Here is a 26,314-nt window from a genome sequence, read left to right on the forward strand (position 1 = left end):
AGTGTTTCGGTGGTCATAGCGTGAGGGAAACGCCCGGTTACATTCCGAACCCGGAAGCTAAGCCTTACAGCGCCGATGGTACTGCAGGGGGGACCCTGTGGGAGAGTAGGACGCCGCCGAACTCCTTTTATAGCTCTGGCTCTTGGGCATACCGCCCAGGAGCCAGAGCTTTTTTGCGTTGAGGTAGGGTCAGGGGGCATCGTTGGCTCATTTCCCACAGGAGGCCCCCGGGTGGAGGTACAGGAGACCCGGGTCCAGACGGACCGGGTCCTCACCATCCCGAACATTCTCAGCATGGCGCGGCTCGTTGGTGTGCCCGTCTTCCTGTGGTTGATCCTCTGGCCCGAGTTCGGCGGCCCCAAGGTCGACGGCTGGGCGTTCCTGGTGATCGCTCTCAGCGGCGTCAGTGACTATCTGGACGGCATGCTGGCGCGGCGCTGGAATCAGATCAGCAGCCTGGGCCGGCTCCTCGATCCCGCGGCGGACAGGCTGTACATTCTGTCGACCCTGGTCGGACTCACCTGGCGCGAGATTCTGCCATTCTGGTTGACCGCTGTACTTCTCTTGCGCGAGCTGGTGCTGCTGGTGATGGTCGGCATCCTCCGGCGGCACGGCTATCCGCCGCCCCAGGTGAACTTCCTCGGCAAGGCGGCCACCTTCAACTTGATGTACGCGTTCCCGTTGCTCCTGCTCAGTGACGGAAGCGGGTGGATCCCGTCACTCGCTGCTATTTTCGGATGGGCGTTCGCCGGATGGGGTACAACGCTCTATTGGTGGGCAGGGATCCTCTACGTGGTTCAGGTCCGCCGACTCGTCAGTGCGGACGCCATGGCCGATTGAGCCCGCCCGATAGGGCGGCCGTAGGTGGCCAGATGGCCCGCTTCGAAAAAGTGCGGGACAATCCGGACGGGTGAAGTCGGCCAGACCGTCGTCTCTTCAAGGAGGACGCTTCCGACATGAAGGCCGTCGTGATGGCCGGAGGTGAAGGCACACGCCTTCGCCCCATGACCTCGAGCATGCCCAAGCCGCTCCTGCCCGTGGCGAACCGCCCGATCATGGAGCACGTGCTGAGGCTGCTCAAAAAGCATGGGCTCAATGAGACCGTCGTTACAGTCCAGTTCCTGGCGTCACTCGTCAAGAACTATTTCGGTGACGGCGAGGAGCTCGGGATGGAGCTCACCTATGCCAACGAGGAGAAGCCACTCGGTACCGCGGGGAGCGTGAAGAACGCCGAGGAGGCACTGAAGGACGACGCGTTCCTCGTCATCTCCGGCGACGCCCTCACGGACTTCGACCTCACCGAGCTCATCAATTTCCACAAGGAAAAGGGCGCGCTGGTCACCGTCTGCCTGACGCGGGTGCCGAATCCGCTGGAATTCGGTATCACGATCGTCGACGAAGAAGGCAAGGTCGAGCGGTTCCTGGAGAAGCCGACCTGGGGTCAGGTCTTCTCGGACACCGTGAACACGGGCATCTACGTGATGGAGCCCGAAGTCTTCGACTATGTCGAGGCCGACGTTCCCGTCGACTGGTCCGGTGACGTCTTCCCGCAGCTGATGAAGGAGGGCAAGCCGGTCTACGGCTTCGTCGCCGAGGGCTACTGGGAGGATGTCGGTACGCACGAGAGCTACGTCAAGGCGCAGGCCGACGTGCTCGAGGGCAAGGTGGACGTCGAGATCGATGGGTTCGAGCTGTCGCCCGGGGTGTGGATCGCCGAAGGCGCCGAGGTACATCCGGACGCCGTCCTGCGCGGTCCGCTGTATGTCGGGGACTACGCCAAGGTCGAAGCCGGCGCGGAGGTCCGGGAGCACACCGTCGTGGGCTCGAACGTCGTCGTGAAGAGCGGGGCCTTCCTGCACAAGGCCGTGGTCCACGACAACGTGTACGTCGGGCAGCACAGCAATCTGCGCGGATGCGTGGTCGGGAAGAACACCGACATCATGCGGGCGGCGCGGATCGAGGACGGCGCGGTGATCGGCGACGAGTGCCTCGTCGGCGAAGAATCGATCATCCAGGGGAACGTCCGCGTCTATCCCTTCAAGACGATCGAGGCCGGCGCCTTCGTCAACACGTCGGTGATCTGGGAGTCCCGGGGGCAGGCGCACCTGTTCGGCGCCCGTGGTGTCTCCGGAATCCTGAACGTGGAGATCACCCCCGAACTGGCCGTCAGACTGGCCGGAGCGTACGCCACGACGCTCAAGAAGGGCTCCACGGTCACCACCGCCCGCGACCACTCCCGGGGCGCCCGTGCGCTGAAGCGGGCGGTCATCTCGGCGCTGCAGGCCAGCGCCATCGACGTCCGGGACCTGGAGAACGTGCCGCTGCCGGTGGCCCGGCAGCAGACCGCGCGGGGCAGTGCCGGCGGGATCATGATCCGGACGACCCCCGGGGTGCCGGACTCGGTCGACATCATGTTCTTCGACGGGCAGGGGGCCGACCTCTCCCAGGGCAGTCAGCGCAAGCTGGACCGGGTGTTCGCGCGGCAGGAGTACCGGCGCGCGTTCCCGGGGGAGATCGGGGACCTGCACTTCCCGGCCAGCGTGTTCGACTCGTACACCGGATCGCTGCTGCGCAACGTCGACACGACCGGCATCGCCGAGTCGGGGCTCAAGGTCGTCGTGGACGCCTCCAACGGAAGCGCCGGCCTGGTGCTGCCCAGTCTGCTCGGCAAGCTGGGTGTCGACTCGTTGACGATCAACCCGGGTCTCGACGAGTCGAGGCCGACGGAGACCGGTGACATGCGGCGCTCCGGGCTGGTGCGGCTCGGCGAGATCGTGGCGTCCTCGCGGGCGGCGTTCGGTGTGCGGTTCGACCCCGTCGGTGAGCGGTTGTCGCTCGTGGACGAGAAGGGGCGGATCGTCGAGGACGACCGGGCCCTGCTGGTCATGCTCGACCTGGTGGCGGCGGAGCGGCGCAGCGGCCGGGTGGCACTGCCGGTGACCACCACCCGGATCGGTGAGCAGGTCGCCGCGTACCACGGCACCCAGGTCGAGTGGACGACCACGTCTCCGGACGACCTCACGCGGGTCGGCGGGGACGAGACGACCATCTTCGGCGGTGACGGGCGCGGCGGGTTCATCGTGCCGGAGTTCAGCAGCGTCTTCGACGGGGCCGCGGCCTTCGTACGGCTCATCGGGCTCGTGGCACGGACGCAGCTCACGCTCAGCCAGATCGACGCGCGGATTCCGCGGGCGCACGTCCTCAAGCGGGACCTCGCCACCCCGTGGGCCGTCAAGGGCCTGGTGATGCGCCGGGTCGTGGAGGCGGCCGGAGACCGCTTCGTCGACACGACCGACGGTGTGCGGGTCGTGGAGACCGACGGGCGGTGGGTGATGGTGCTGCCGGACCCGGCCGAGGCCGTCACCCATCTGTGGGCCGAGGGGCCCGACGACGCCTCCGCGCAGGCCCTGCTCGACGAGTGGGCGGCGGTCGTGGACAGCGCCGGACGCTGAACGGCCCCGCACGCGCGCGTGCCGGACAAGTGCCCTCAACGGGGCCTGTCCGGCACGCCGGTGGGGCCGTTCGGAGGTAGTGGTCGCGACGTGCGACGATGTGCGGCATGCCGCAGCAGCCCCCCGTTCGGAGCACACCCACGCGCCCGTCGCGTCCGGACGCCTCCATGTCGCTGCTCACCAACGTCATGGACCACAGCCTCGACGACGGATACGCCGAGGCCGCCGCCCGCAGGAAGGCCGCGGGCGCCGAGGGCATGCCCAAGACCGTGCGGGCCAAGCTGGGGCTCGCGGCCGGCCTGGTGCTGGCCGCGCTCGTGGTGACGGTGGGCGCGGCGCAGGCGCGGATAAGCGCTCCCGTGGTCGCCAAGGAGCGCGAGGAACTCATCGACCGCATCCAGCGGGAGACGGCGACCGCGGACGAGCTGGAGACGTCCGTGGACGCGCTCCGTGACGATGTGAGCGCGCGCCAGCGCAAGGCGTTGGAGGACGGCGGCGGCCGTCACGGGAACGACCTGGTGAGCGTCCTGTCGGGCGCCGTCGAGGTGCACGGCCCCGGGGTCCGGCTCGTCGTCAACGACTCCAAGGACGCCGCCCGGGGCGGTGACGGCGACCCGCGCGAGACCTCAGGGTTCTCGGACACGGGCCGGGTGCGCGACCGGGACATGCAGCGGGTGGTCAACGGCCTGTGGGCGTCCGGCGCCGAGGCCGTCTCGATCAACGGACAGCGGCTCACCTCCCTGTCGGCGATCAGGGCCGCCGGGGACGCGATACTGGTCGACAACAAGCCACTCGCGCCGCCCTACACGGTCCTCGCGGTGGGCGACGGGCAGCGGCTGAGCACCCGGTTCCAGAACAGCCCCGACGGGCTGTACCTGCATGCCCTCAAGGAGAACTTCGGTATCAGGCCGACCATCTCCGTCGAGGACGACATCAAGGTGCCGGCCGCACCGAGCGTGATCGTACGAACAGCAGAACCCAGCACAGAGAAGGGCACATCGTGATCGCCGTACTGGGCCTCGTCCTCGGAGTCGTGGCCGGACTGTTGGTCCGGCCCGAGGTACCGGCGGTCGTCGAGCCGTATCTCCCCATCGCCGTGGTCGCCGCTCTCGACGCCGTCTTCGGCGGCCTGCGCGCGATGCTGGACGGCATCTTCGACGACAAGGTCTTCGTGGTCTCGTTCCTGTCGAACGTCGTCGTGGCCGCCCTGATCGTCTTCCTCGGCGACAAGTTGGGCGTCGGTGCCCAGCTGTCCACGGGCGTCGTGGTCGTCCTCGGTATCCGCATCTTCTCCAACGCCGCGGCGATCCGCCGGCACGTGTTCCGGGCGTGAGGCCGATGAACGGGCGGGACGAGACGCCGGGAGCCGAGCCGACCGAGGGCAGGGGAGAGGACGACGCGCCCACGACGAGGCTGCGCCGGGAGCTCCCTCAGGAGGTGCCCTCCACGGCCGCCCAGGAGCCCGGTGAGGCTCCCCGGGAGGAGAACGACAAGGACGGGCGGACCGGGCGGCAGCGCCTGGCGCAGGGACTGTGGCCGCCGCGCTTCACCCGCGCCCAACTCATCGTGGCGCTGCTGCTGTTCGGCCTCGGCTTCGGGCTGGCGATCCAGGTGGCCTCCACCAACGACGACAGCGCGCTGCGCGGAGCACGTCAGGAAGATCTCGTACGCATCCTCGATGAACTCGATGACCGTACGCAGCGTCTGGAGGAGGAGAAGCAGGGTCTCGAGGATCAGCGCACCGAGCTGGAGAACAGTTCGGACCAGGCCGAGGAGGCGCGCAGGCAGACGGTCGAGAAGGAACGGCAACTCGGCATTCTGGCGGGCACGGTGGCGGCGCAGGGACCCGGCATCACACTGACGGTCGACGACACGAAGGGAACGGTCGAGGCGGACATGCTGCTCGACGCCATCCAGGAGCTGCGCGCGGCCGGCGCCGAGGCGATCCAGGTGAACGGCGTACGGGTCGTGGCCAGCACCTATCTCACCGAGTCCGGTGAGGGGATCAGCGTCGACGGGAACAAGATCACCCAGCCTTTTCGTTTCAAGGTCATCGGCAACCCGAAGGACCTGGAGCCCGCACTGAACATCCCCGGAGGCGTGGTGCAGACACTGGAGAAGGAGCAGGCCACCGTGACTGTGCGGCGGGCGGAGAAGATCGTCGTGGACGCCTTGCGAGCAGCGAAGCGGCCTGACTACGCTCGGTCGTCCTCCCGGTGAAGCGCAGGTGCATGGGGCCCGTCCGGCGAGGGCATGAGGTTGCGGGGGGTCGGCGCACCGAATGGGTGGTGCGTGGTGGAAACTGTCTGGTGGATACGGACGTTGTGAGGTTGTCCGGGTCGGCCGGTGTGTTCAGTCAGGGTTCGTCCTGCCCCACGGGCGGGTCTGTTTCGGTCAAGGGGAATCGCCCGTGAAGTTGTTTGCGAAGTTGTTCGGCAAGAGCGCGCGAGAGGGCAGCGACAACGCGACCTCCCGCCATCGCGCGCAGCCTTCCGAGGCGGAGGGCCAGGGTGGCGAGCGCCCCATGTTCCGGGACCAGGTCTCTGGTCCGGGGGGTGACATTTCGGGAGGTCAGGGCGCGCCGTCTGTTGACCCTGCGCAGTCGGGCCGCATAGGTTTCGGGGAACCGTCAACCTCAGGTACGGGTGGAGGGTTCAGCTCAGACCCGTATGCGTCCCATGCCCCGGCGGGGCAGCCGCGGCAGGAGGATCCGTCGATGTCGGCCCTGGTGTGTACGAGGTGCGGTAACCGCAACGCGGAGAACAGCCGCTTCTGCTCGAACTGCGGTGCTCCGCTGCGGGCCGGCGCGACCGCCGAGCGTCCGTCCGAGACGACCTCGACCATCTCCATCTCCGGCCTGGAAGCCTACGACTCCGAGGTCACCGGCCAGACGCAGCTGCCGGCGCTCTCTCCCGAGGCGCAGGCCGCCGTCGACGCGCTGCCGCTCGGTTCGGCGCTCCTGGTGGTGCGCCGCGGTCCGAACGCGGGCAGCCGCTTCCTGCTGGACGGCGACCTCACCACCGCCGGCCGTCACCCGCAGAGCGACATCTTCCTCGACGACGTGACGGTGTCGCGTCGCCATGTGGAGTTCCGGCGGGCCCAGGACGGCTCGTTCACGGTCGCCGACGTCGGCAGCCTGAACGGGACGTACGTCAACCGCGAGCGGATCGACCAGGTCGCCCTGCACAACGGCGACGAGGTGCAGATCGGCAAGTACCGGCTGGTCTTCTACGCGAGCCAGCGGGGCTACTGACCCTCCCCCGGACCGGCTCCGGGGAACCCCAGGGAAGGTCCATGCTTCGAACGACGAGCGGTGGTGCCGACCACGGCACCGCCGCCGCGGACAGTGACCTGATGAGCATCGGCACGGTTCTCCACGCACTGCGTGACGAGTTCCCCGAGGTGACCATCTCCAAGATCCGTTTCCTGGAGTCCGAGGGGCTCGTCGAGCCGCGGCGGACCCCCTCGGGGTATCGGAAGTTCAGCGCGGGGGACGTCGAGCGCCTCGGACGCGTCCTCAGGATGCAGCGGGACCACTATCTGCCGCTCAAGGTGATCCGTGAGCATCTGGAGGCCCTGGAGCGCGGGGAGGACGTCCGGCTGCCGTCCGTGGGGCGGCAGCGGGACGTGGGCGACGGAGAGCGCCTGAGCGAGCTGTTCGGCGAGCCCGAGGAACCGGCGGCCGCACGGATCGGGCGGGGCGAGTTCATCGCCGGCGCCGGCATCGACGAGGAGCAGCTCGCCGAGTGGGAGTCGTACGGGCTGGTGGCCCCGCTGCCGGACGGGTCGTACGACGCCGACGTTCTCACCATCGCCACGCTTGTGGTCGAACTGGGACGATTCGGTATCGAGCCGCGGCATCTGAGGGTGATGCGGGCCGCCGCCGACCGTGAGGCGGGGCTCGTCGACCAGGTGGTGGCACCGCTGCGGCGGCACCGTAATCCGCAGACCAGGGCGCATGCGGAGGAGCGGGTGAGGGAGCTGGCGGGGCTGACGGTCAAGCTGCACGCCGCCCTCGTGCGCGGTGCGCTGGGTGTGCGGTCGCGCTGAGGTGTGGTGTTCGCCCGTGGCGGATCGGCCGGCCGATCCGGGCCCGACTACCCAAACATCCCGAGCACGGCCTAGGGTTGCTGTGTGAACGAGCTCGATGTCGTAGGTGTCCGGGTCGAAATGCCCTCCAACCAACCGATCGTGCTCCTGCGCGAAGTGGGAGGCGACCGTTACCTCCCCATCTGGATCGGGCCGGGGGAGGCGACGGCGATCGCTTTCGCCCAGCAGGGCATGGCCCCCGCGCGACCGCTGACCCACGACCTGTTCAAGGACGTGCTGGAGGCCGTCGGCCAGGAGCTCACGGAAGTGCGCATCACGGATCTGCGTGAGGGCGTCTTCTACGCGGAGCTGGTCTTCGCCAGTGGCGTCGAGGTGAGTGCCCGGCCCTCCGACGCCATAGCGCTGGCGCTGCGTACCGGGACGCCGATCTTCGGCAGTGACGGGGTGCTCGACGACGCGGGCATCGCGATCCCGGACGAGCAGGAGGACGAGGTGGAGAAGTTCCGCGAGTTCCTCGACCAGATCTCGCCCGAGGACTTCGGGACGAACAGTCAGTGAGGCCGGGCGGACGGTCGCACGGAGCCGTCCTTCGGGGCTGACGGGTCCTGACACTGCCTGCCGCCGTCGGTGGCGGGCACGTCGGTGCGGTGTGCCGGGGCGGCTCGGCGGGAGCGCATTCGGCTAGCCTTTCCCCGCGGGAGGGCACGCGAAACCACTCTCAGGGTGATTATCACTCGGCGTGGCGAGTGCGATGGTCGTTGACGCACCCCTGGTGGCTGCCTACCGTCGATGAGGCAGGTCAAGGACGGAGGTCGGCGTGAGAAGCAGCGGCGACGGTACGGCTGGGGGTGCCCCCGGACGCAGGCTGGGGAGCGGCGGCCCGTACCCTTCCCCGGGCTCTTCGATGCGCCCGAGCTGGGGGGACCCCCAGCAGGGCGGCGCGGCCGGTCACGCTCCGCAGCGGCCCGCGGCCGTGCAGGACAGCACCGATGCGGCGCCCGAGCCGTACGAGAAGGTCGGCTACCGCGGTCCCACCGCGTGCGCGGCCGCCGGCATCACCTACCGTCAGCTCGACTACTGGGCCCGCACCGGGCTCGTGGAGCCGAGTGTGCGGTCCGCCCAGGGCTCGGGGACACAGCGCCTCTACAGCTTCCGGGACGTGGTCGTCCTGAAGATCGTGAAACGGTTCCTCGACACGGGGGTGTCGCTGCAGAACATCCGCACGGCGATCCAGCACCTGCGGGAGCGGGGCTTCAGCGATCTGGAGCGGATGACGCTCATGAGCGACGGTGCGACGGTCTACGAGTGCACCTCGCCCGACGAGGTCCACGCCCTGCTCCAGGGCGGCCAGGGGGTCTTCGGGATCGCCGTGGGGGTCGTCTGGCGTGACGTCGAAAGCGCTCTCTCCCAGCTGCACGGGGAGCGGGTCGACACGGGGGAGACGCTCGTGGGCCACAATCCGGCCGACGAGCTGGCGCGGCGCCGGAACCGGGCGGTCTGAGGGCCGCCGGGGAATGCGCGTCCGGGGCGGCCGGTCCGGTGGCGGGGGCGGTTCGCGGTGCGGGCGTGGCCGGTGGAGCGGGTGTGCGGGGCAATGTCAGTGGCGTAGGGCAGCATCGGAGATGTGAGAACCGCGCCCACGATCCTGCATCTCGACATGGATGCCTTCTACGCCTCGGCGGAGCAGGCGTCGAAGCCGAGTCTGCGGGGGAAAGCCGTTGTGGTCGGCGGGCTGGGGCCGCGCGGAGTGGTCGCCACCGCCTCCTACGAGGCGCGGGTCTTCGGGGTGCACTCGGCGATGCCGATGGCGCAGGCGCGCCGGCTCGCGCCGAACGCCGCGTACCTCACTCCGCGCTTCTCCTTCTACCGGGCGATCAGCGATCAGGTCATGGGGCTGCTGCGGGCTCTGTCGCCGCTGGTGGAGCCGTTGAGCCTGGACGAGGCCTTCGTGGATCTGGAGGCCGGGGGCGCGGCCCGGGACGCGAGGTCGGCTCGGCTGACGGGGGAGCGGTTGCGCGCCGACATACGGGCCCTGACCGCGCTGACGGGGTCCGTGGGGCTCGCGGCCTCCAAGATGCTCGCGAAGATCGGCTCCGAGCAGGCCAAGCCGGACGGGCTGGTGCTGATCGAGCCGGGCACCGAGCGGGCGTTGCTGGGGCCGATGTCCGTGCGGATCCTTCCCGGTGTGGGGCCCGCGACCGGGGACCATCTGCGGCGCGCCGGGATCACCACGGTCGAGGAGATCGTGGAGGCGGGCGAGGACGAGGTCGTACGGCTGCTCGGGAAGTCCCACGGGCACGGGCTGTACGCGATGGCGCTGGCGCGGGACGACCGGGCGGTGGTCGCCGAGCGGGACACGAAGTCGGTGTCGGTGGAGGACACCTACGACGTGGACATCCATGACCGGGTTCGGGTGCGCATGGAGGTGCAGCGGCTCGCGGAGCGGTGTGTGCGCAGGCTGCGGGAGGCCGGGCTCTCGGGGCGGACGATCCAGTTGAAGGTGCGGCGGTACGACTTCTCCACCCTGACCCGGTCCGAGACGCTGCGGGGGCCCACGGACGATCCCGCGGTGGTGCGGGAGGCCGCCGCCCGGCTGCTGGAGGCCGTGGACACGACCGGTGGGGTGAGGCTGCTGGGCGTCGGGGTGAGCGGGCTGGCCGACTACACGCAGGAGGACCTGTTCGCCCAGGCGGCCGGGGAGCCGGAGCCGGTCGAGGAGGAGAACAAGGGAGTCGTGGAGGTAGCCGCGGTGCGGGAGCACACGGGCGGGGAACGGCTGTGGAGGGCCGGGCACGATGTGCGGCACGCCGAGTACGGACACGGATGGGTGCAGGGCAGCGGGCTCGGGCGGGTGACCGTGCGGTTCGAGACGCCGCTCGACGCGGGGCCGGGGCGGGTGCGGACGTTCAGGACGGACGACGAGGCGCTGGAGCCGGCGGAGCCGTTGCCGCTGGTGCCGGGGTGAGGGCCGGGCGGCGCCGGACCGTGTGTGGGAGGTTCGGCCGTCCGGTGGTGTCGTGCGGTGTGTGCGCCGCGGGATCCCTCAGGTGTCGTCCTGGCCGGTGACGTGCCCGAAGTCATGGTCGAGGGGTGGGGGCGGGGCGATGTCCAGGCCGTAGTGGTGGTAGAGCTGGAGTTCCTGCTCGGGGGAGAGGTGGCGGCCCACACCGAAGTCGGGGGCGTCCTTGATCAGGGCGCGCTCGAAGGGGACGCGGAGGGTGCCCTCGACCAGTTCGCTGGGCTCCAGAGGGACGAAGGCGTCGCGGCCGAAGAGGCCCATGCGTATCGCGGCCCACTCGGGGATGCCGGTGGCGTCGTCCAGATAGACCTCGTCCACGGTGCCGATCCTGGTGCCCTTGCGGTCGAACGCCTTGCGGCCGATCAGGTTGCGCGGATCGATGTCGGTCTGCACGGGCCCTCCAAGTGGTCGCAAGGGGTGGTACATCGTCTCTCACCCCTACGAAAGGGCACATTGAGGGGAGCGGCCACTCGAAGACCTGTGCGTTGCCCGCGCTGATACTCTGGCAGCGGCTGTCGACCCCGTGCGGGAGAGTCCTCCGGACACCATCCGGAGGCGCCGAAGGAGCAAATCCTCCCCGGAATCTCTCAGGCTCACGTACCGCGCGGACGAGGTCACTCTGGAAAGCAGGGCGGGTGTCACGGCTCCCGCTCTCACCGACGGTGAAAGCCGGTCCGTACCTGGACCGGTGAAGCTCTCAGGTTGAGATGACAGAGGGGGAGGCCGTCGGGGTGCCCGTGCCGTGGTGCCCCTCGAAGGTCGTGTCAGACCAGGAGGCCTCCGCAATGACCGCCCATCGCATTCCGCTTTCCGAGCTCGAACAGGGCATCCCCTTCGAGCGGCGCCACATCGGCCCGGACGCCGGGGCCCGGGCCAAGATGCTCGCGCACGTCGGCTACGGCTCGCTGGACGAGCTGACGGCGGCCGCGGTCCCGGATGTGATCAAGAACGCCGAGGCGCTGGACCTGCCCGGCGCACGGACCGAGGCCGAGGTGCTCGCCGAGCTGCGCTCGCTCGCGGACCGCAACCAGGTGCTGGGGTCCATGATCGGGCTCGGGTACTACGGGACGTTCACGCCGCCCGTCATCCTGCGCAACGTCATGGAGAACCCTGCCTGGTACACCGCCTACACCCCGTACCAGCCCGAGATCTCCCAGGGGCGGCTGGAAGCCCTGCTGAACTTCCAGACCATGGTCGCCGAGCTGACCGGGCTGCCCACCTCCGGGGCCTCGCTGCTGGACGAGGGCACCGCCGCCGCCGAGGCCATGGCGTTGTCGCGGCGCATGGGCAAGAACAAGAAGGGCCTGTTCCTCGTCGACGCGGACACGCTGCCGCAGACCGTCGCCGTGATCGAGACCCGCGCCGAGCCGGCCGGCGTCGAGGTCGTCGTCGCCGACCTGAGCGAGGGCATCCCCGCCGACATCGCCGCGCGTGACATCAACGGCGTGCTGCTGCAGTACCCGGGCGCCTCCGGTGTCGTACGGGATCTGAAGCCGGTCGTCGAGCAGGCGCACGCACTCGGTGCGCTGGTCACCGTCGCCGCCGACCTGCTGGCCCTGACCCTGCTGACCTCGCCCGGTGAGCTGGGCGCCGACATCGCGGTGGGCACGACGCAGCGCTTCGGTGTGCCGATGGGCTTCGGCGGACCGCACGCGGGCTACATGGCCGTCCAGGAGAAGTTCGCGCGCAGCCTGCCCGGACGGCTCGTCGGCGTGTCCGTGGACGCGGACGGGCACAAGGCGTACCGGCTCGCCCTGCAGACGCGGGAGCAGCACATCCGCCGGGAGAAGGCGACCAGCAACATCTGCACGGCGCAGGTGCTGCTGGCGGTGATGGCCGGCATGTACGCCGTCTACCACGGGCCGGAAGGGCTGCGGACGATCGCCCGCCGTACCCACCGGTACGCCACGGTGCTGGCCGCGGGGCTCGCGGCCGGGGGCATCGAGGTCGTGCACGGGTCGTACTTCGACACGCTCACGGTGCGGGTGCCGGGCCGGGCCGGTGAGGTCGTGGCCGCCGCGCGGGAACATGGCGTGAACCTGCACCTCGTGGACGCCGACCTGGTGTCGGTCTCCTGCGACGAGACCACCACACGGGCGCAGCTGGGCGCCGTGTGGGCCGCGTTCGGCGTGGAGGGCGACGTGGAGGCGCTGGACGCCTCCGCCGCGGACACGCTGCCCGAGGGGCTGCTGCGGTCGGACGACTACCTGGCGCACCCGGTGTTCCACGACCACCGCTCCGAGACCGCGATGCTGCGCTACCTGCGCCGGCTCGCGGACCGGGACTACGCGCTGGACCGGGGCATGATCCCGCTCGGCTCCTGCACGATGAAGCTCAACGCGACCACCGAGATGGAGCCGGTGACGTGGCCCGAGTTCGGGCAGCTGCACCCGTTCGCGCCCGCCGCGCAGGCGCAGGGGTACCTCACGCTCATCCGTGAGCTGGAGGAGCGGCTGGCGGAGGCCACCGGGTACGACAAGGTGTCGCTGCAGCCCAACGCGGGCTCGCAGGGTGAGCTGGCGGGGCTCCTGGCCGTGCGCGCGTACCACCGCGCGAACGGTGACGCGCAGCGGACGGTGTGCCTGATCCCGTCCTCCGCACACGGCACCAACGCGGCGAGCGCCGTCATGGCCGGGATGAAGGTCGTCGTCGTGAAGACCGCCGACGACGGCGAGATCGACGTCGAGGACCTGCGGGCGAAGATCGAGCAGTACCGTGACGAGCTGTCCGTGCTGATGATCACGTACCCGTCGACGCACGGGGTGTTCGAGGAGCACGTGGCCGACATCTGCGCGCAGGTGCACGACGCGGGCGGCCAGGTGTACGTCGACGGCGCCAACCTCAACGCCCTGGTGGGTCTGGCCAAGCCGGGCCACTTCGGCGGCGACGTCTCGCACCTCAACCTGCACAAGACGTTCTGCATCCCGCACGGCGGCGGCGGGCCCGGGGTCGGGCCGGTCGGGGTGCGCGCGCACCTGGCGCCGTATCTGCCGAACCACCCGCTGCAGCCTGCGGCAGGGCCGGAGACGGGCGTCGGTCCGATCTCGGCGGCGCCCTGGGGTTCGGCGGGCATCCTGCCGATCTCCTGGGCGTACGTCCGGCTCATGGGCGGTGAGGGGCTGAAGCGGGCCACGCAGGTGGCGGTGCTCAGCGCGAACTACATCGCCAAGCGGCTGGAGCCGCACTACCCGGTGCTGTACACCGGTCCGGGCGGACTCGTGGCGCACGAGTGCATCATCGACCTGCGGCCGCTGGCCAAGTCGACCGGAGTGAGCGTCGACGACATCGCCAAGCGGCTGATCGACTACGGCTTCCACGCGCCGACGATGTCGTTCCCGGTGGCCGGGACGCTGATGATCGAGCCGACCGAGTCCGAGGACCTCGGGGAGCTGGACCGGTTCTGCGAGGCCATGATCGCGATCCGCGCGGAGATCGAGAAGGTCGGCTCGGGCGAGTGGCCCGCGGACGACAACCCGCTGCGCAACGCCCCGCACACCGCGGGCGCGCTGGGCGGGGAGTGGAACCACGCCTACACGCGTGAGGAGGCGGTCTTCCCGGCCGGGGTCTCGCGCGCGGACAAGTACTGGCCGCCGGTGCGCCGGATCGACCAGGCGTTCGGTGACCGGAACCTGGTCTGTTCCTGCCCGCCGCTGGACGCTTACGAAGCGTAGTCGCGGTCGGATACGCGTCGGGGCCGGTTCGGAGAGTGCTTCTCCGGCCGGCCCCTCTTCTGTCCGGGCAGGCGTCCTGTGCGGGACGCTCGCCCTGCGCGCACGTGGGTGCGGCTCAGGCGGCGGTCACCACGGTGCCCATCGGGCGGTGCGGCGCGATGATCTGGCCGTCCGGCAGGAGCTCACCGGTGTCCTCGAAGAGCAGAACGCCGTTGCAGAGCAGGCTCCATCCCTGCTCCGGGTGGTGCGCCACGAGACGGGCGCCTTCCCGGTCGGCGGATTCGGCGGTCGGGCACAGTGGCTGGTGCTGGCACATGGTTGTTGGGATCTTTCGGTCGGTCGTCTGGTCTGAGATGGCTGTTTTGTCTGTCCCGCGGCGTGAAGCCCCGTTCATGGCCGCCCCCCGTTGTGATAAATCGGTCCGGTCCCAGTGTTGCCCCACGAGCGTGAATCCGCAGGCATTTCGCAGCACGACTTCTTCACAGGTTGATGACGCAACGCCCGCCCGGATGGTTCATCCCCGCCGCACTGTCCTTTCGGGTGGTGCGCCATGGTCGGATGGGGCTAGTCCGGTGTGGGGAAGGCGCGGGAATAGCTCGTACGAGCGTTTTGGCGCCCGTAAGAGCGGTAATTCCGCGTAGCGATGAATGAGCGCCCCGTCACCGTATATCGGTGACGGGGCGGGAGTGGTGCGGTCCGGTTTTTTTCAGGCGGGCGAACCCAGTAGGGGCGCGGGTGTCAGCCGGGTGGTCAGCACCGGGAGGAGATCGGCGGCCGGGTGCGGCCGGTGGGCGGCGATGCCGGGCGGCGCGGGCGCCAGCGGGACCAGTACGTCGGCCGGGGCCGGGTGCCCGCCGGCGGCGTCGGCGGTGGGGTCGGCGTGCAGCCAGAGCGTGAGCATGTACAGCTCGGGCACTGACAGCAGGCGCGGCTGGTAGGGCTGCTGCATGAGGTCGGCCTGGCGCAGGGCGAGCTCGGTCGAGGTGATGTACGGGCCTTCGAAGAAGTGCGAGAACACCCAGCCGTCCGGGGTGAGCCGGGTCTCGGCGGCGGCCACGGCGCGGTCGCCGCAGCGGATCAGGAACCGCCATCCGGTGAGCCGGGCGGTGCCCGTCCCCTCCGGGGTGATCCGGTCGAGCACGTGGACGGGCAGCGGGAGTTCGGGCGTGACGGGACCCTGCGCGTTCTTGAGGGCGGGAGTGCGCGCCTCGTGGACGGCGGTGGGAGAACCGAGGGCCGTGAGGACGGTGCGCAGGGCGGGCGCGGGAGCCGGGGGGACATGCAGCGGCATGGTGAGTGGCCTCTCCATTCGGCAGGCACGGTGATGCGAGGGCGGGGGCGGACGGCGCTGTCAGCTCTCTGGGATCGAAGAGACGGGTGCCCGGGGTCCGGTGCGTGGGTGGGGTCCGCCGCGGTGGTCCGACGGCAGGACCGAGGACCGCGGGTGCCGCCTCTCAGCCTCGTTTGCAGAGTTTATACGACACGTGTTCACGCAGTGTTTCGTCTAGCCGTTCCGGATATGAAGAACAAGGCCGTATCAGGTCGCCGGAACAAGCGGGCCACCCTTATTTTCGGTGGGAGCGCGCCGGTGACCTCGGATTACCGTCGCGTACGGGACGGCCGGTTCTCGTCGGCGCTTTTCACGAAAGCCCATCGGCCAGAAAGCGCGTTCTCTTTCTTGCCCAGTGAATGTGCCAGAAGCATGCCGGGGAAATAAGGTCGGAGAAGACCGCGCTCAGCCTAGCGTGTGCTGATCCCGCGTGGGACGTTATCGCTGGCTCTGCCTGGGCATCATGAACCGTGGACCCGGTACACCCCGCGGCCGAGACGTCGGCCCGCCCATCCGAGGAAGGACACTTCGATGGGGGAGAAGGTCGTGGCGGGGCCGTTTGGCCTCTCCGATCGCCAGCAGTACCGCGACAAGCTCCGGCAGTGTCTGACGGGGCTGGCGCGGCTGTTGGAGGAGAAGCGGTTCGACCGCCCCAGGAACCTCATGGGTGTGGAGATCGAGCTGAACCTCGTCGACGGCGACGGTTTGCCGAGAATGATGAATGCGCAAGTACTCGAACGCATTGCGAGCCGAGACTTCCAAACAGAACTCGCCATGTTCAACCTGGAAGTCAACATAGCTCCACACCGACTGGACGGCCGGGTATTCGACCAGCTTTCCGAGGAGCTGCGCACCTCCCTCGCCTATGCCGACCGCAAGGCGGTCGAGGTGGGCGCGGGGATCGTGATGATCGGCATTCTCCCCACCCTGGGCCGCGACGACCTGGTCTCCTCGAACCTCTCCGCCGGCGACCGCTACACCCTGCTGAACGACCAGATCGTCGCCGCCCGCGGCGAGGACTTCACCCTGGACATCGACGGGGTGGAGCGGCTCGTCTGCACCTCGAAGTCCATCGCGCCGGAAGCCGCCTGCACCTCCGTGCAACTGCATCTGCAGGTGACGCCGGGCCGGTTCGCGGATGTGTGGAACGCCGCCCAGGCGGTCGCCGCCGCGCAGGTCGCCATCGGGGCCAACTCGCCGTTCCTGTTCGGGCACGAACTGTGGCGGGAGTCCCGGCCGCCCCTGTTCCAGCAGTCCACCGACACCCGGCCGCCCGAGCTCCAGGCCCAGGGGGTGCGGCCGCGCACCTGGTTCGGGGAGAGGTGGATCTCCTCGGCGTACGAACTCTTCGAGGAGAACCTGCGCTTCTTCCCGGCCCTGCTGCCCATCTGCGACGACGAGGACCCGATCGCCGTCCTCGACGGGGGCGGCATCCCCTCGCTCGCCGAACTCACCCTCCACAACGGCACCATCTACCGCTGGAACCGTCCCGTCTACGGCATCGCCGACGGGGTCCCGCACCTGCGGGTCGAGAACCGGGTGCTGCCCGCGGGGCCGACCATCACGGACGTGATCGCCAACGCGGCCTTCTACTACGGGGTCGTCCGCGCGCTGGCGGAGGAGTCGCGGCCCGTGTGGACCCGGCTGCCGTTCGAGGCCGCCGCGGCCAACTTCGACGAGGCGTGCCGCCACGGGATCGACGCACGGCTGCAGTGGCCCCGGGGGCGGTACGGCGGGGTGGGGCCGGTGGACGCCGTGAACCTCGTGCGCGACGAGCTGCTGCCGCTCGCCGAGGTCGGACTGGACGCCTGGGGGGTGGAGCCGGCCGACCGGGACTTCTATCTCGGGGTGATCGAGGAGCGCTGCCGACGACGGGCCAACGGAGCGTCCTGGCAGGTGGAAACGTTCCATCGGGCGCTGGCCAAGGGCTTGGGACGGGACGCGGCGCTGGCCGCCACCACGAAGCGCTACGGCGAGCTGATGCATTCCGGGGAGCCCGTCCACAGCTGGCCGGTCGGACTGCCGGAGCCGGTGCCGCTGGGCTGAGGAGCCGCCCGCAGGGGCAGCCGCCGGAAAGTCCCGGACCGCCGCGGGTCATGATGGACCCTCGGCGGGGCCGGACAACTGGAGGCGTGGGTGCAGGGGCAGGCGGAGGCGGCGGAGGGCGCGGTGCCGTGGGAGCGGCCGGGCCGGCGGATCCTGCGGGACGAGACACTGCTCGTGCTCGGGCTCTCGCTCGGCGCGAGCGGGGTGTCCGCGCTGATCAGCTTCATCGGATCGGTCACCAAGCCGGGCGGACTGAAGGACCAGGCGGCCACCATGAACGCCTCGGCCGCGCCGGGCAGGCCCTGGCTCGACCTCGCCTGGCAGCTGTTCGGGATCACCGCCGCCCTGGTCCCGGTCGCGCTGGTCGCGCACTTCCTGCTGCGCGAGGGCGCGGGGCTGCGCACGCTCGGGTTCGACCGGACGAAGCCGTGGTTCGACCTCGGCCGGGGCGCGGCGGTCGCCGCGGTGATCGGCAGCACGGGCATCGCCTTCTATCTGGCGGCCCGCGGCCTCGGGTTCAACCTCACGGTCGTGCCGGAGGCGCTGCCCGAGGTGTGGTGGAAGTACCCCGTACTGATCCTCTCCGCGATCCAGAACGCGGTCCTCGAAGAGGTCATCGTGCTCGCGTACCTGCTGCGCCGGCTCCAGCAGCTCGGCTGGTCACCGGTGAGCGCGCTCGCCGCCAGCTCGGTGCTGCGCGGGTCGTACCACCTCTATCAGGGCATCGGCGGCTTCGTCGGCAACATGGTGATGGGCGTGGTCTTCGTCTACCTGTACCGGCGGTGGGGGCGGGTGGGGCCGCTCGTGGTGGCCCACTCGCTGCTCGACATCGGGGCGTTCGTGGGGTACGCGCTGCTGGCGGGGAAGGTGGGCTGGCTGCCCACCGCGTGAGGCGGCCGTACGCTCACGCCGTCAGTTCGCCGTCGATGACCGTGACCGCACGGCCGGAGAGCAGGGTGCGCCCGCCGCGGAGTTCGGTGCGCACGCGGCCGGAGCGGGGGGACGCCTGCAGGCCGGTGAGGTCCGGGGAGCCCAGGCGCGCGGACCAGTAGGGGGCGAGAGCGGTGTGGGCGCTGCCCGTGACGGGGTCCTCGTCGATGCCGAGGTTCGGGAAGAAGCACCGCGAGACGTAGTCGTACCCGGCGGCGGGGTCCTCGGCGCGGGCCGTGGCGATGATGCCGCGCTCGGAGTAGCGGCCGAGCGACCGGAGGTCGGGGGCGAGACCCAGGACCGTCTTCTCGTCGGCCAGCTCCACCAGCAGGTCGCCCACGTTCGGACCGGTGTCGACCGCGTTCAGCGGCTCGGCGCCCAGCGCCTCGCCGACCCCGTCGGGGACGGCGACCGGGGTGAGGGGCGCGGTCGGGAAGTCGAGGGTGAGCGAGCCGTCCGGGCGGGGGGTGGCGAGGAGGACGCCGCTGCGCGTGGCGAACCGTACGGGGCCTTCATGGGCGTTCGTGCTGTTCAGGACGTGTGCTGTGGCCAGTGTGGCGTGGCCGCACAGGGCCACTTCGGCGACCGGCGTGAACCAGCGCAGTGCCCAGTCGGCCTCGCCGCCCGGCGGGAGGGGATGGGCGAACGCGGTCTCGGCGTGGTTGACCTCTCTGGCCACGTCCTGCAGCCAGGTGTCCTCCGGAAAGGCGTCGAGGAGGAGGACTCCGGCCGGGTTGCCGGCGAAGGGGCGGTCGGTGAAGGCGTCCACGATACGAATGCGCATGGGACGACGCTAGGGCGTCGGTGGAGCGGCGGACCAAGGCCAATCCCGGGATGCTGGACTGGTTTTCGGGGGCCAGTCGCGCAGGGGGCCGGTCGGCGGCCCGCCCCCTGCGAGGGTGCGGTCTGCTGGGGTCTGTCGTTTGGATCATGCAGGCTTCGGGCCAGAGTGTCTGATGACCGCAGATGTGCGTGCCAAGCCCCGCGGCCCAGGCGTGATCCAAACGACAGGCCCTAGTGGACGGAGAAGCCGCCGTCGACGAAGACCGACTGGCCGGTGAGGTAACCGGCCGAGCGGCCTGCCAGGAAGACGGCGGCGCCGGCGAAGTCCTCGGCCACGCCGTTGCGTCCGGCCAGGGTGCGGGCGGCGAGGGCCGCCACCTTCTCCGGGTCGGACGAGAGCCGGGTGTTGAGCGGGGTCGGGACGAAGCCGGGGACCAGGGTGTTGCAGGTGACGCCGTGCGGCGACCACTCCTCGGCCTGCGAGCGGGCCAGTGACTCCAGCGCGCCCTTGGAGACGCCGTACGCGCCGCTGCGGACGAATGCCCGGTGCGCCTGCTGCGAGGTGATGTGGATGATGCGGCCGTAGCCGCGCTCGGCCATGCCCGGGCCGAAGCGCTGGCCCAGCAGGAAGGGCGCGTCCAGGTTCACGGCCATGGTGGTGTCCCACACATCCTCGTCCAGTTCGCCCAACGGCGGCCGCAGGTTGACGCCGGCGCTGTTGACGAGGATGTCGGGCTCCCCGAACGCCTCGACCGCCCGCTCGGCCGCCGCGCGCACACCGGCACGGGTGCTCAGGTCGCCGCTCACCCAAGCCACCCGGCAGCCGTCCGCCGTCAGCTCGTCGACCGTCGCCGTCAGCTCGGCCTCCTTGCGCGCGACGATCACCACGCTCGCGCCGGCCCGGGCGAGAGCCGAGGCGATGGCCTTGCCGATGCCGGAGCTGCCGCCCGTCACCACGGCGACCCGGCCGTCCAGCGAGAACAGGGCGGAGAGATAGCTGTCGGAGATCATTCCCGAGCCCTAGAGGGGTGCCTCGGCGGCTCGTCTCCCGGTGTCGATGACGTGGTCGATGGCGGAGGTGACGTCGGCCGCGATGTGGGTGGGCCGGTAGGCGGCCTCCGTCCAGGGGCGGCCGTGCGCCACCCAGACGCTGCGCAGGCCGAGAGCGTCGGCGCCCGCGATGTCGGCGTGGGCCGCGTCACCGACGACCCAGGCACCGGCGAGCGGGAGTCCGGCGACGGCGGCCGCCGCGTGGAAGATCTCCGGCTCGGGCTTCTGGTGGCCGACGGCTTGCGAGACGACCCAGCCCCGCACGAGCCGGTCGAGTCCGGTGCGGCGGATCTTCGTCTCCTGCTGGACGGTTCGCCCGTTGGTGACGATCACGCAGGTCCAGCCGCCGCCGCGCGCACGGTCGAGTGCCTCGCGGGTGGGCGGAGCCAGGACCACGCGGTCGGCGGCGCCGGTGTCGAGCAGGACGCGGACGGCGCCCGGCGGCAGCACGTCCGCGTACCGGTCGGTGAGGGTGGCGGCGACCTCATGGCGGGGGGTGTAGCCGCCCGCGTCGACGGCCGTCACCCAGGACAGATCGGTGGCGGGCAGGCCGTGTGCGCTCAGGAAGGCGGCCACGGCGGCCCGGAAGGCCGCGTCGCGGTCGATCAGGGTGTTGTCCAGGTCGAGCAGCAGCAGAGGCATGCGCGGCAGTAGATCACGACGGTGTTCTCGCACCGGGGGTTGTCAGACGACAGGTTCCGATATATCGTTGAGGCATCGCGACAGATCAACGATGGAATGGAGTGATTGCGATGCGTTCCCGTGGACAGGACTTCGGATTCGAGCGTGGACATGGACGCCGTGGTGGGGAGCACCCCCGCGGCCGAGATGACGCCGAGGCGCTGCGCGCCGCCTTCGGGCCGTTCGGGCCGGGCCATGGTGGCCCCGGACCGTTCGGGCCCTTCGGTGGAGGCCCCTGGGGTGGGCGCGGCCGGGGCGGCCCTCGGGGGAGGGCGAGGCGGGGCGACGTGCGCGCGTCGATCCTGGCCCTTCTCAAGGACAGGCCCATGCACGGCTACGAGATGATCCAGGAGATCGCCGAGCGCAGTGGCGGGGCGTGGAAGCCCAGCCCCGGTTCGGTGTACCCCACCCTTCAGCTGCTGGAGGACGAGGGGCTGATCGCCAGTGCGAGCGAGGGCGGCAAGAAGCTGTTCTCGCTCACCGAGGCCGGCCGCGCCGCGGCCGACGAGGGGCCGGAGGCCCCGTGGGAAGAGGCCTCGCGCGGGGTCGACTGGGAGGCGCTGAGCGAGATCCGGCAGGCCGGCTTCGGTCTGATGGAGGCGTTCGGCCAGGTCTGGAAGACCGGTGACAAGGATCAGCGCGACAAGGCGCTGACGGTGATCAACGAAGCCCGCAAGAAGCTGTACCTCATCCTCGCCGACGAGGACTGACGGCAGTGTGCGGGTGACCGCTACGAGAGGGCGCCCCGTGGAGAGGGATCTCCGCGGGGCGCTTTCGTGTGCGTGGGGCGTGCGAGCGGCGGGCGGGGGTGCGGGCGGGCGTGCGGTCAGGTCACGAGGCCGCCCAGCTTGCGCAGGGACTCGGCGAGCGCGGCCGTGGCGGAGTCCCTGAGCTTGCCCGCCATCAGGGAGACGGCGGCGCCGGTGAACCGGCCGTCGATGCGGACCGTGGTGGCGTCGCCGTCGGGGGTGAGCGTGTAGCGGGTGGCGAGGTCCACGGCCATGGGGCCCTTGCCGCGGAGGGCCAGGGTGCGGGCGGGTTCCAGTTCGGCGATGGTCCACTCGACCTCGGCGGGGAAGCCCATCATCCTGAGGTTCTCCTGGAACGTGCCGCCGACCGTGAGGACCTCGGGGCCGCCCTTGGGGAAGCCGGTGTGGGTGGTGTTCCACTCGCCGTGCGAGGGCCAGTCGACGAGCCGGGCCCAGACCTGCTCGGCGGGTGCCTCGATGCGTGCCTCGGCGCTGACGTCGGCCATGCGACAACCCCTTCGTCTCGGACGGTGGTGTCGCGGAACGTAGCCGCGAGGCCCGGAACATTCAATACTGATGAACCGTCAGGAAGTGTCTGGTGTCTGGTGTCTGGTGTCCGGTGGCCGGTCCGGTGCCGTGCTGGGCGCGGGGCAGGGCGGTGCGCGCCCCTGAGGCGAGCGGGTGGGATCTCATCCGTAGGGAGGAGATGCGGCTCCTCCCTGCGCAACCTGTGCCGGAGGCGAAAATGCTTCCTCCCGTGGATGTCCCGGAGGTACCGGGGCTGATGGGGTGGGAGGCGTGCTACCCCGTATTCCCCGGCAGTCGGCCGTAGACCATGGTCCGGATCGCGTGGAGATCGAGGGCGTGCTCACGGATGAGCTGGCCTCGGTGGTCGCCGGTGCGCGCAGACGGGCCCTGCGGGACGGGGACCGGCAGATCGACACCGCCCATCTGCTGCACTCCCTCGTGGAGTCGGACCCCGAGGTCCGTGCCGCTTTCGACGGTCCGCAGGTCGCCCGGCTCCTCGGCTATCTCGTGCAGCGCAGCATCGGGTACGGGCTGCGCTGGCGGATCGGTGTCGAGGACGCCGGTGCCGTCCCGGACGGGCCGGGCAGGCCCGGCTGGTCGCCCGTGGCGTCCCGGGCGATGACCCGGGCGTACGACCGTGCCGTGCTGCGCGGCGCGGAGTCGGCCCACGGCGTCGATCTTCTCGCGGTGCTCGTCGTGGCCGGCGGTTCGCGGGCCGTGGAGGTGCTGGGCCAGGTCGGGGTCGACGGGGAGGCGGTGGCGCGACGCATCGCGCAGGCCGGCGGGCGCGGCGCCACGGAGTGCGGCGCGGAGACCGGTGACGGGGGTGCAGTCGATAACGCTCCGCCCCCGTCCAGCCACTGAGACAGGAGTCATCGGGGGTGACGCTCCTGTCGTCGGCTGACATCATGGGGCGGTGCATACGTCTCAGGGGAGTCAGGGGCATCGCGGGCGTGGCGTCGGGCTGGTGCTCGCGCTGGGATCCGCGGTCGCCTTCGGCGGATCGGGTACGGCGGCCAAGCCGCTCATCGAGGCCGGGCTCGACCCGCTGCACGTGGTGTGGCTGAGGGTCGTCGGTGCCGCGTTGGTGATGCTGCCGCTGGCCGTGCGCCACCGCGATCTGGTGCGCAGGCGGCCCGCGCTGCTCGTCGGGTTCGGGCTGTTCGCCGTGGCCGGTGTGCAGGCGTTCTACTTCGCCTCGATCTCCCGGATCCCCGTCGGTGTCGCGCTCCTCGTGGAGTACCTCGGACCGGCCATCGTCCTCGGCTGGGTGCGGTTCGTGCAGCGGCGGCCGGTGACGCGGGCCGCCGCGGTCGGTGTCGTCCTCGCCGTCGGCGGCCTCGCCTGTGTCGTGGAGATCTGGTCGGGGCTGAGCTTCGACCCGCTCGGGCTGCTGCTGGCGTTCGGGGCCGCCTGCTGCCAGGCCGGGTACTTCGTCCTGTCCGACCAGGGCGGCGACGAGGGGGCCGGGGCGCCGGATCCGCTCGGGGTGATCGCCTACGGCCTGCTGGTGGGCGCCGTGGTGCTCACGGTGGTGGCGCGGCCGTGGGGGATGGAGTGGGGGGTGCTCGGGGGTGATGCGTCGATGGACGGTACGGCCGTTCCGGCGTGGGTGCTGCTCTGCTGGGTGGTGCTGCTCGCCACGGTGATCGCGTACGGGACCGGGGTGGTGGCCGTGCGGCGGCTTTCGCCGCAGGTGGCCGGGGTCGTGGGGTGCCTGGAGGCGGTCGTGGCGACGGTGCTCGCGTGGGTGCTGCTGGGGGAGCATCTGTCGGCGCCGCAGATCCTGGGCGGGGCGGTGGTGCTGGTCGGGGCGTTCGTCGCGCAGCGGTCCGCGGTGGGGGAGACGGTGTCGCGACCGCCGGCCGGGGCCGTCGAGGAGGAGGCCGAGCCGGAACTGTCGGTGCGCCCCTGAAGGCCCCGGGGTGGCGCCTCGCCGTCGAGGCGGGCCCGGGGGCGCGTCCTACAGGCTCCTGAGGTAGTCCGGGAGCTCCGTGCCGGCGGGCAGGTCGGGCTCCGGGATCGGGGTGTCGTACCCCTTGCGCAGGGGGACGACGCCGGCCCAGTGGGGGAGGGTGACGTCTTCGGGTTCCTCGTTGACGCCGCCGGTGCGGGTCTTGGCCGAGACCTCGTTCAGGTCGAGGCGGATCACGGCGGTGGCCGCGAACTCCTTGGGGTTGGCGGGCCGGGAGTCCCGCGAGCGGCCCGGTACGACGTGGTCGACGAGCGCGTCCAGGGCGATCCGCCGCTCCTGCGGGTCCGTGACCTCGTGGGCGATGCCGTGCACCACCACCGAGCGGTAGTTGATCGAGTGGTGGAAGGCGGAGCGGGCCAGGACCAGCCCGTCCACGTGGGTCACCGTCAGGCACACCGGGAGTCCCGGGTCGGCCTGGCCCGTCATCCGCAGCGGGCGCGAACCCGTCGAACCGTGCACGTAGAGCGTCTCGCCGACCCGGCCGTACAGCGTGGGGAGCACCACCGGGGCGCCGTCGCGGACGAACCCGAGATGGCAGACGTACCCCTCGTCGAGTATCGCGTGGACCAGCTCCCTGTCGTACGACGCCTTCTCCCTGCCCCGGGTGGGGGCGGTGCGGTCGGTGGGGTGGTAGGCGGCGGCCGCCGGTGTCGTCGGCTGCGGTGTCCCCGTCATTGCGCTCCCCATTGCACTAGTGCATAGTTTTGTTTGTGCTAGGAGAATACATGATCGCCGGGCGGCGCGCGGCGGATATCGCGGCGAGCGTCGAGCGGGCGGTCGGTGCGGGTGAGCTGCCCCCCGGTCAGCTGCTGCCCCCCATGCGGGAGCTGGCGGAGAGGCTCGGGGTGAACGCGAACACGGTCGCGGCCGCCTACCGCACCCTGCGTGAGCGCGGGGTCATCGAGACGGCCGGTCGGCGGGGGAGCCGTGTGCGGCCCCGGCCGGCGACGACGGGGCGCGAGTACATCCGGGTGGAGGTGCCGGAGGGCGTGCGGGATCTGGCCGACGGCAATCCCGACACCGCCCTGCTGCCGTCCCTCGCCGAGGCGTTCGCGGCCGCCGCCCGGCAGGGCGACCGCGAGCCGGTGCTGTACGGGGCGGGTTCCGTGGAGCCCGAGCTGGCCCGCATCGCGCGGGCCGAGCTGGACGCCGACGGGGTGCCGGACGGGCCGGTGGCCGTCACCTCCGGTTCGCTCGACGCGATCGAACGCGTCCTGGCCGCCCACCTCAAGCCCGGGGACGCCGTCGCCGTCGAGGACCCGGGGTGGGGCAGCGTGCTCGACCTCGTACCGGCCCTCGGGCTGCGCCTGGTGCCGGTCGGCGTCGACGACGAGGGGCCGCTCGCCGACGACGTCCGCGGGGCGCTGGAGGCCGGGGCGCGGGCCCTGATCGTCACCGACCGCGCGCAGAACCCCACCGGTGCGGCCGTGAGCGCCGCACGGGCGCGTGCCCTGCGGTCCGTGTTGGAGGAGCATCCCGGGACCCTGCTCATCGAGGACGACCACGGCCACCGGATCGTCGACCAGCCCCTCCATCCGCTCGCCGGGGCCACCCGCAGCTGGGCCTTCGTACGGTCGGTCGCCAAGGCGTACGGCCCCGACCTGCGGGTCGCGGTGCTCACCGGGGACGCCGTCACGGTCGACCGGGTCCGGGGCCGGCAGCGGCTGGGGCCGGGCTGGGTGAGCCGGCTGGTGCAGCGGGCCGTCGTACGGCTGTGGACCGGCGGCGGGGTGGACGCCGCGGCCGTGGCGGCGGCGTACGGGAGGCGGCGCGACGCGCTGATCGGCGCCCTCGCCCGGCACGGGGTCGAGGCGCACGGGGCCAGTGGGATGAACGTGTGGGTCCGGGTCCCGGACGAGACCGGCGCGGTCGCCCGGCTGCTCCACGCGGGGTGGGCCGTGGCGCCCGGCGCGCGCTTCCGCATGAGCGCCCCGCCGGGGATCCGGATCACGGTCTCCGCCCTCACCGAGGAGGAGATCGGGAGGGTGGCGGAGGCGGTGGCCGCGGCGGTGCGGCCGGGCTCCGGTGGCGGCCGGGTGTGAGGGCGCCC

The 26,314-nt window shown here is 71.0% G+C and carries 25 protein-coding genes, 1 rRNA gene and 1 riboswitch; of the genes, 18 read left to right on the forward strand and 8 right to left on the reverse strand.

All coding sequences use genetic code 11. The annotated features are described in order from the left end of the window. The first annotated feature begins 5 nt into the window (after nt 1–5). The 11 genes from rrf to SCAB_RS36555 all read left to right on the forward strand — a co-directional run bounded on the left by rrf (nt 6) and on the right by SCAB_RS36555 (nt 10,467). Nucleotides 6–122: ribosomal RNA gene (rrf, locus tag SCAB_RS36505) — 5S ribosomal RNA — on the forward strand. Nucleotides 123–231: 109 nt separating this feature from the next. Beyond that, the gene (locus tag SCAB_RS36510) at nt 232–840 is read left to right on the forward strand and encodes a CDP-alcohol phosphatidyltransferase family protein (protein WP_013005126.1); all 609 of its coding nucleotides are present in this window, start codon (nt 232–234) and stop codon (nt 838–840) included. Nucleotides 841–956: 116 nt separating this feature from the next. Further along, entirely contained in the window at nt 957–3,452 is a 2,496-nt protein-coding gene (locus SCAB_RS36515) for a mannose-1-phosphate guanyltransferase (protein ID WP_013005127.1), read from the forward strand. Nucleotides 3,453–3,550: 98 nt separating this feature from the next. After that, nucleotides 3,551–4,456, forward strand: coding sequence for a DUF881 domain-containing protein (locus SCAB_RS36520; RefSeq protein WP_086022909.1), 906 nt, complete (start codon nt 3,551–3,553; stop codon nt 4,454–4,456). Continuing rightward, nucleotides 4,453–4,785, forward strand: coding sequence for a small basic family protein (locus SCAB_RS36525; protein WP_009343209.1), 333 nt, complete (start codon nt 4,453–4,455; stop codon nt 4,783–4,785). Before SCAB_RS36520 ends, SCAB_RS36525 begins: the two co-directional genes overlap by 4 nt. Nucleotides 4,786–4,790: 5 nt before the next feature. Next, nucleotides 4,791–5,672 carry a DUF881 domain-containing protein gene (locus tag SCAB_RS36530; protein ID WP_013005129.1) on the forward strand — a complete coding sequence of 294 codons (882 nt, stop codon included), beginning with the start codon at nt 4,791–4,793 and terminating at the stop codon, nt 5,670–5,672. 61 nt (nt 5,673–5,733) lie between these two features. Beyond that, on the forward strand, nt 5,734–6,705 hold the full coding sequence (locus SCAB_RS45525) for an FHA domain-containing protein (RefSeq protein WP_078580247.1): 972 nt from the start codon (nt 5,734–5,736) through the stop codon (nt 6,703–6,705). 41 nt (nt 6,706–6,746) lie between these two features. After that, a complete protein-coding gene (gene ftsR / locus SCAB_RS36540) occupies nt 6,747–7,502 on the forward strand; it encodes a transcriptional regulator FtsR (RefSeq protein ID WP_013005131.1) in 756 nt (251 codons plus the stop codon). Between the two features lie 84 nt (nt 7,503–7,586). Continuing rightward, nucleotides 7,587–8,060 (forward strand): bifunctional nuclease family protein, encoded by a 474-nt coding sequence (locus SCAB_RS36545; protein WP_005475662.1) that lies wholly within the window; start codon nt 7,587–7,589, stop codon nt 8,058–8,060. Between the two features lie 259 nt (nt 8,061–8,319). After that, nucleotides 8,320–9,003 (forward strand): MerR family transcriptional regulator, encoded by a 684-nt coding sequence (locus tag SCAB_RS36550; RefSeq protein ID WP_173402936.1) that lies wholly within the window; start codon nt 8,320–8,322, stop codon nt 9,001–9,003. Between the two features lie 123 nt (nt 9,004–9,126). Beyond that, nucleotides 9,127–10,467 carry a DNA polymerase IV gene (locus SCAB_RS36555; protein ID WP_013005134.1) on the forward strand — a complete coding sequence of 447 codons (1,341 nt, stop codon included), beginning with the start codon at nt 9,127–9,129 and terminating at the stop codon, nt 10,465–10,467. Between the two features lie 78 nt (nt 10,468–10,545). Here SCAB_RS36555 and SCAB_RS36560 read toward each other — a convergent pair whose 3' ends face one another. Beyond that, entirely contained in the window at nt 10,546–10,914 is a 369-nt protein-coding gene (locus SCAB_RS36560; protein ID WP_013005135.1) for a PRC-barrel domain-containing protein, read from the reverse strand. 123 nt (nt 10,915–11,037) lie between these two features. Beyond that, nucleotides 11,038–11,134, forward strand: a riboswitch (glycine riboswitch). A 172-nt stretch (nt 11,135–11,306) separates the two neighbouring features. Between SCAB_RS36560 and gcvP the strand changes: the two genes are divergently transcribed. Next, nucleotides 11,307–14,192, forward strand: a complete 2,886-nt coding sequence (gcvP, locus tag SCAB_RS36565; protein ID WP_013005136.1) for an aminomethyl-transferring glycine dehydrogenase — start codon at nt 11,307–11,309, stop codon at nt 14,190–14,192. 115 nt (nt 14,193–14,307) lie between these two features. Here the strand turns inward: gcvP and SCAB_RS36570 are convergent, their stop codons facing one another. Further along, entirely contained in the window at nt 14,308–14,508 is a 201-nt protein-coding gene (locus SCAB_RS36570) for a DUF5999 family protein (protein WP_013005137.1), read from the reverse strand. 390 nt (nt 14,509–14,898) lie between these two features. Further along, nucleotides 14,899–15,483 carry a hypothetical protein gene (locus SCAB_RS36575; RefSeq protein WP_013005138.1) on the reverse strand — a complete coding sequence of 195 codons (585 nt, stop codon included), beginning with the start codon at nt 15,481–15,483 and terminating at the stop codon, nt 14,899–14,901. A 570-nt stretch (nt 15,484–16,053) separates the two neighbouring features. Between SCAB_RS36575 and SCAB_RS36580 the strand changes: the two genes are divergently transcribed. Together SCAB_RS36580 and SCAB_RS36585 are read left to right on the forward strand one after the other, a co-directional pair. After that, entirely contained in the window at nt 16,054–17,568 is a 1,515-nt protein-coding gene (locus SCAB_RS36580; protein ID WP_013005139.1) for a glutamate--cysteine ligase, read from the forward strand. 90 nt (nt 17,569–17,658) lie between these two features. Then, nucleotides 17,659–18,459, forward strand: coding sequence for a CPBP family intramembrane glutamic endopeptidase (locus SCAB_RS36585; RefSeq protein ID WP_013005140.1), 801 nt, complete (start codon nt 17,659–17,661; stop codon nt 18,457–18,459). A gap of 13 nt (nt 18,460–18,472) precedes the next feature. Here SCAB_RS36585 and SCAB_RS36590 read toward each other — a convergent pair whose 3' ends face one another. From SCAB_RS36590 to SCAB_RS36600, 3 genes are all read right to left on the reverse strand, one after another. Continuing rightward, nucleotides 18,473–19,282 (reverse strand): PhzF family phenazine biosynthesis protein, encoded by an 810-nt coding sequence (locus SCAB_RS36590; RefSeq protein WP_013005141.1) that lies wholly within the window; start codon nt 19,280–19,282, stop codon nt 18,473–18,475. Between the two features lie 230 nt (nt 19,283–19,512). Continuing rightward, the gene (locus tag SCAB_RS36595) at nt 19,513–20,292 is read right to left on the reverse strand and encodes an SDR family NAD(P)-dependent oxidoreductase (protein ID WP_013005142.1); all 780 of its coding nucleotides are present in this window, start codon (nt 20,290–20,292) and stop codon (nt 19,513–19,515) included. 9 nt (nt 20,293–20,301) lie between these two features. Further along, nucleotides 20,302–20,973, reverse strand: a complete 672-nt coding sequence (locus SCAB_RS36600; protein ID WP_037729133.1) for an HAD family hydrolase — start codon at nt 20,971–20,973, stop codon at nt 20,302–20,304. Between the two features lie 110 nt (nt 20,974–21,083). Between SCAB_RS36600 and SCAB_RS45530 the strand changes: the two genes are divergently transcribed. After that, nucleotides 21,084–21,722, forward strand: a complete 639-nt coding sequence (locus SCAB_RS45530) for a PadR family transcriptional regulator (RefSeq protein ID WP_078580248.1) — start codon at nt 21,084–21,086, stop codon at nt 21,720–21,722. Between the two features lie 116 nt (nt 21,723–21,838). Here SCAB_RS45530 and SCAB_RS36610 read toward each other — a convergent pair whose 3' ends face one another. Beyond that, nucleotides 21,839–22,267 (reverse strand): type II toxin-antitoxin system Rv0910 family toxin, encoded by a 429-nt coding sequence (locus tag SCAB_RS36610; RefSeq protein WP_013005145.1) that lies wholly within the window; start codon nt 22,265–22,267, stop codon nt 21,839–21,841. Between the two features lie 343 nt (nt 22,268–22,610). On the opposite strand from SCAB_RS36610, the gene SCAB_RS36615 reads away from it, so the two are divergent. After that, nucleotides 22,611–23,153, forward strand: a complete 543-nt coding sequence (locus tag SCAB_RS36615) for a Clp protease N-terminal domain-containing protein (RefSeq protein ID WP_013005146.1) — start codon at nt 22,611–22,613, stop codon at nt 23,151–23,153. Between the two features lie 52 nt (nt 23,154–23,205). Then, the gene (locus SCAB_RS36620) at nt 23,206–24,204 is read left to right on the forward strand and encodes an EamA family transporter (RefSeq protein WP_037729137.1); all 999 of its coding nucleotides are present in this window, start codon (nt 23,206–23,208) and stop codon (nt 24,202–24,204) included. Nucleotides 24,205–24,252: 48 nt separating this feature from the next. Here SCAB_RS36620 and SCAB_RS36625 read toward each other — a convergent pair whose 3' ends face one another. Continuing rightward, nucleotides 24,253–24,939: a pyridoxamine 5'-phosphate oxidase family protein gene (locus SCAB_RS36625; RefSeq protein ID WP_013005148.1), complete on the reverse strand. Its 687-nt coding sequence runs from the start codon at nt 24,937–24,939 to the stop codon at nt 24,253–24,255. A gap of 35 nt (nt 24,940–24,974) precedes the next feature. Here SCAB_RS36625 and SCAB_RS36630 point away from each other — a divergent pair, with 35 nt between their 5' ends. Next, nucleotides 24,975–26,306, forward strand: coding sequence for an aminotransferase class I/II-fold pyridoxal phosphate-dependent enzyme (locus SCAB_RS36630; protein ID WP_086022910.1), 1,332 nt, complete (start codon nt 24,975–24,977; stop codon nt 26,304–26,306). Nucleotides 26,307–26,314: the final 8 nt, after the last annotated feature.

The sequence above is a fragment of the Streptomyces scabiei 87.22 genome, assembly GCF_000091305.1.
Taxonomy (GTDB): domain Bacteria; phylum Actinomycetota; class Actinomycetes; order Streptomycetales; family Streptomycetaceae; genus Streptomyces; species Streptomyces scabiei.

Coding starts and splice junctions, on each gene's coding strand:
- ftsR (WP_013005131.1), top strand. CDS start 6,747: ATGCTTCGAACGACGAGCGGTGGTGCCGACCACGGCACCGCCGCCGCG.
- gcvP (WP_013005136.1), top strand. CDS start 11,307: ATGACCGCCCATCGCATTCCGCTTTCCGAGCTCGAACAGGGCATCCCC.
- SCAB_RS36575 (WP_013005138.1), bottom strand. CDS start 15,483: ATGCCGCTGCATGTCCCCCCGGCTCCCGCGCCCGCCCTGCGCACCGTC.
- SCAB_RS45525 (WP_078580247.1), top strand. CDS start 5,734: ATGGGTGGTGCGTGGTGGAAACTGTCTGGTGGATACGGACGTTGTGAG.
- SCAB_RS36595 (WP_013005142.1), bottom strand. CDS start 20,292: ATGATCTCCGACAGCTATCTCTCCGCCCTGTTCTCGCTGGACGGCCGG.
- SCAB_RS36625 (WP_013005148.1), bottom strand. CDS start 24,939: ATGACGGGGACACCGCAGCCGACGACACCGGCGGCCGCCGCCTACCAC.
- SCAB_RS36580 (WP_013005139.1), top strand. CDS start 16,054: ATGGGGGAGAAGGTCGTGGCGGGGCCGTTTGGCCTCTCCGATCGCCAG.
- SCAB_RS36610 (WP_013005145.1), bottom strand. CDS start 22,267: ATGGCCGACGTCAGCGCCGAGGCACGCATCGAGGCACCCGCCGAGCAG.
- SCAB_RS36515 (WP_013005127.1), top strand. CDS start 957: ATGAAGGCCGTCGTGATGGCCGGAGGTGAAGGCACACGCCTTCGCCCC.
- SCAB_RS36590 (WP_013005141.1), bottom strand. CDS start 19,282: ATGCGCATTCGTATCGTGGACGCCTTCACCGACCGCCCCTTCGCCGGC.
- SCAB_RS45530 (WP_078580248.1), top strand. CDS start 21,084: ATGCGTTCCCGTGGACAGGACTTCGGATTCGAGCGTGGACATGGACGC.
- SCAB_RS36600 (WP_037729133.1), bottom strand. CDS start 20,973: ATGCCTCTGCTGCTGCTCGACCTGGACAACACCCTGATCGACCGCGAC.
- SCAB_RS36530 (WP_013005129.1), top strand. CDS start 4,791: ATGAACGGGCGGGACGAGACGCCGGGAGCCGAGCCGACCGAGGGCAGG.
- SCAB_RS36570 (WP_013005137.1), bottom strand. CDS start 14,508: ATGTGCCAGCACCAGCCACTGTGCCCGACCGCCGAATCCGCCGACCGG.
- SCAB_RS36520 (WP_086022909.1), top strand. CDS start 3,551: ATGTGCGGCATGCCGCAGCAGCCCCCCGTTCGGAGCACACCCACGCGC.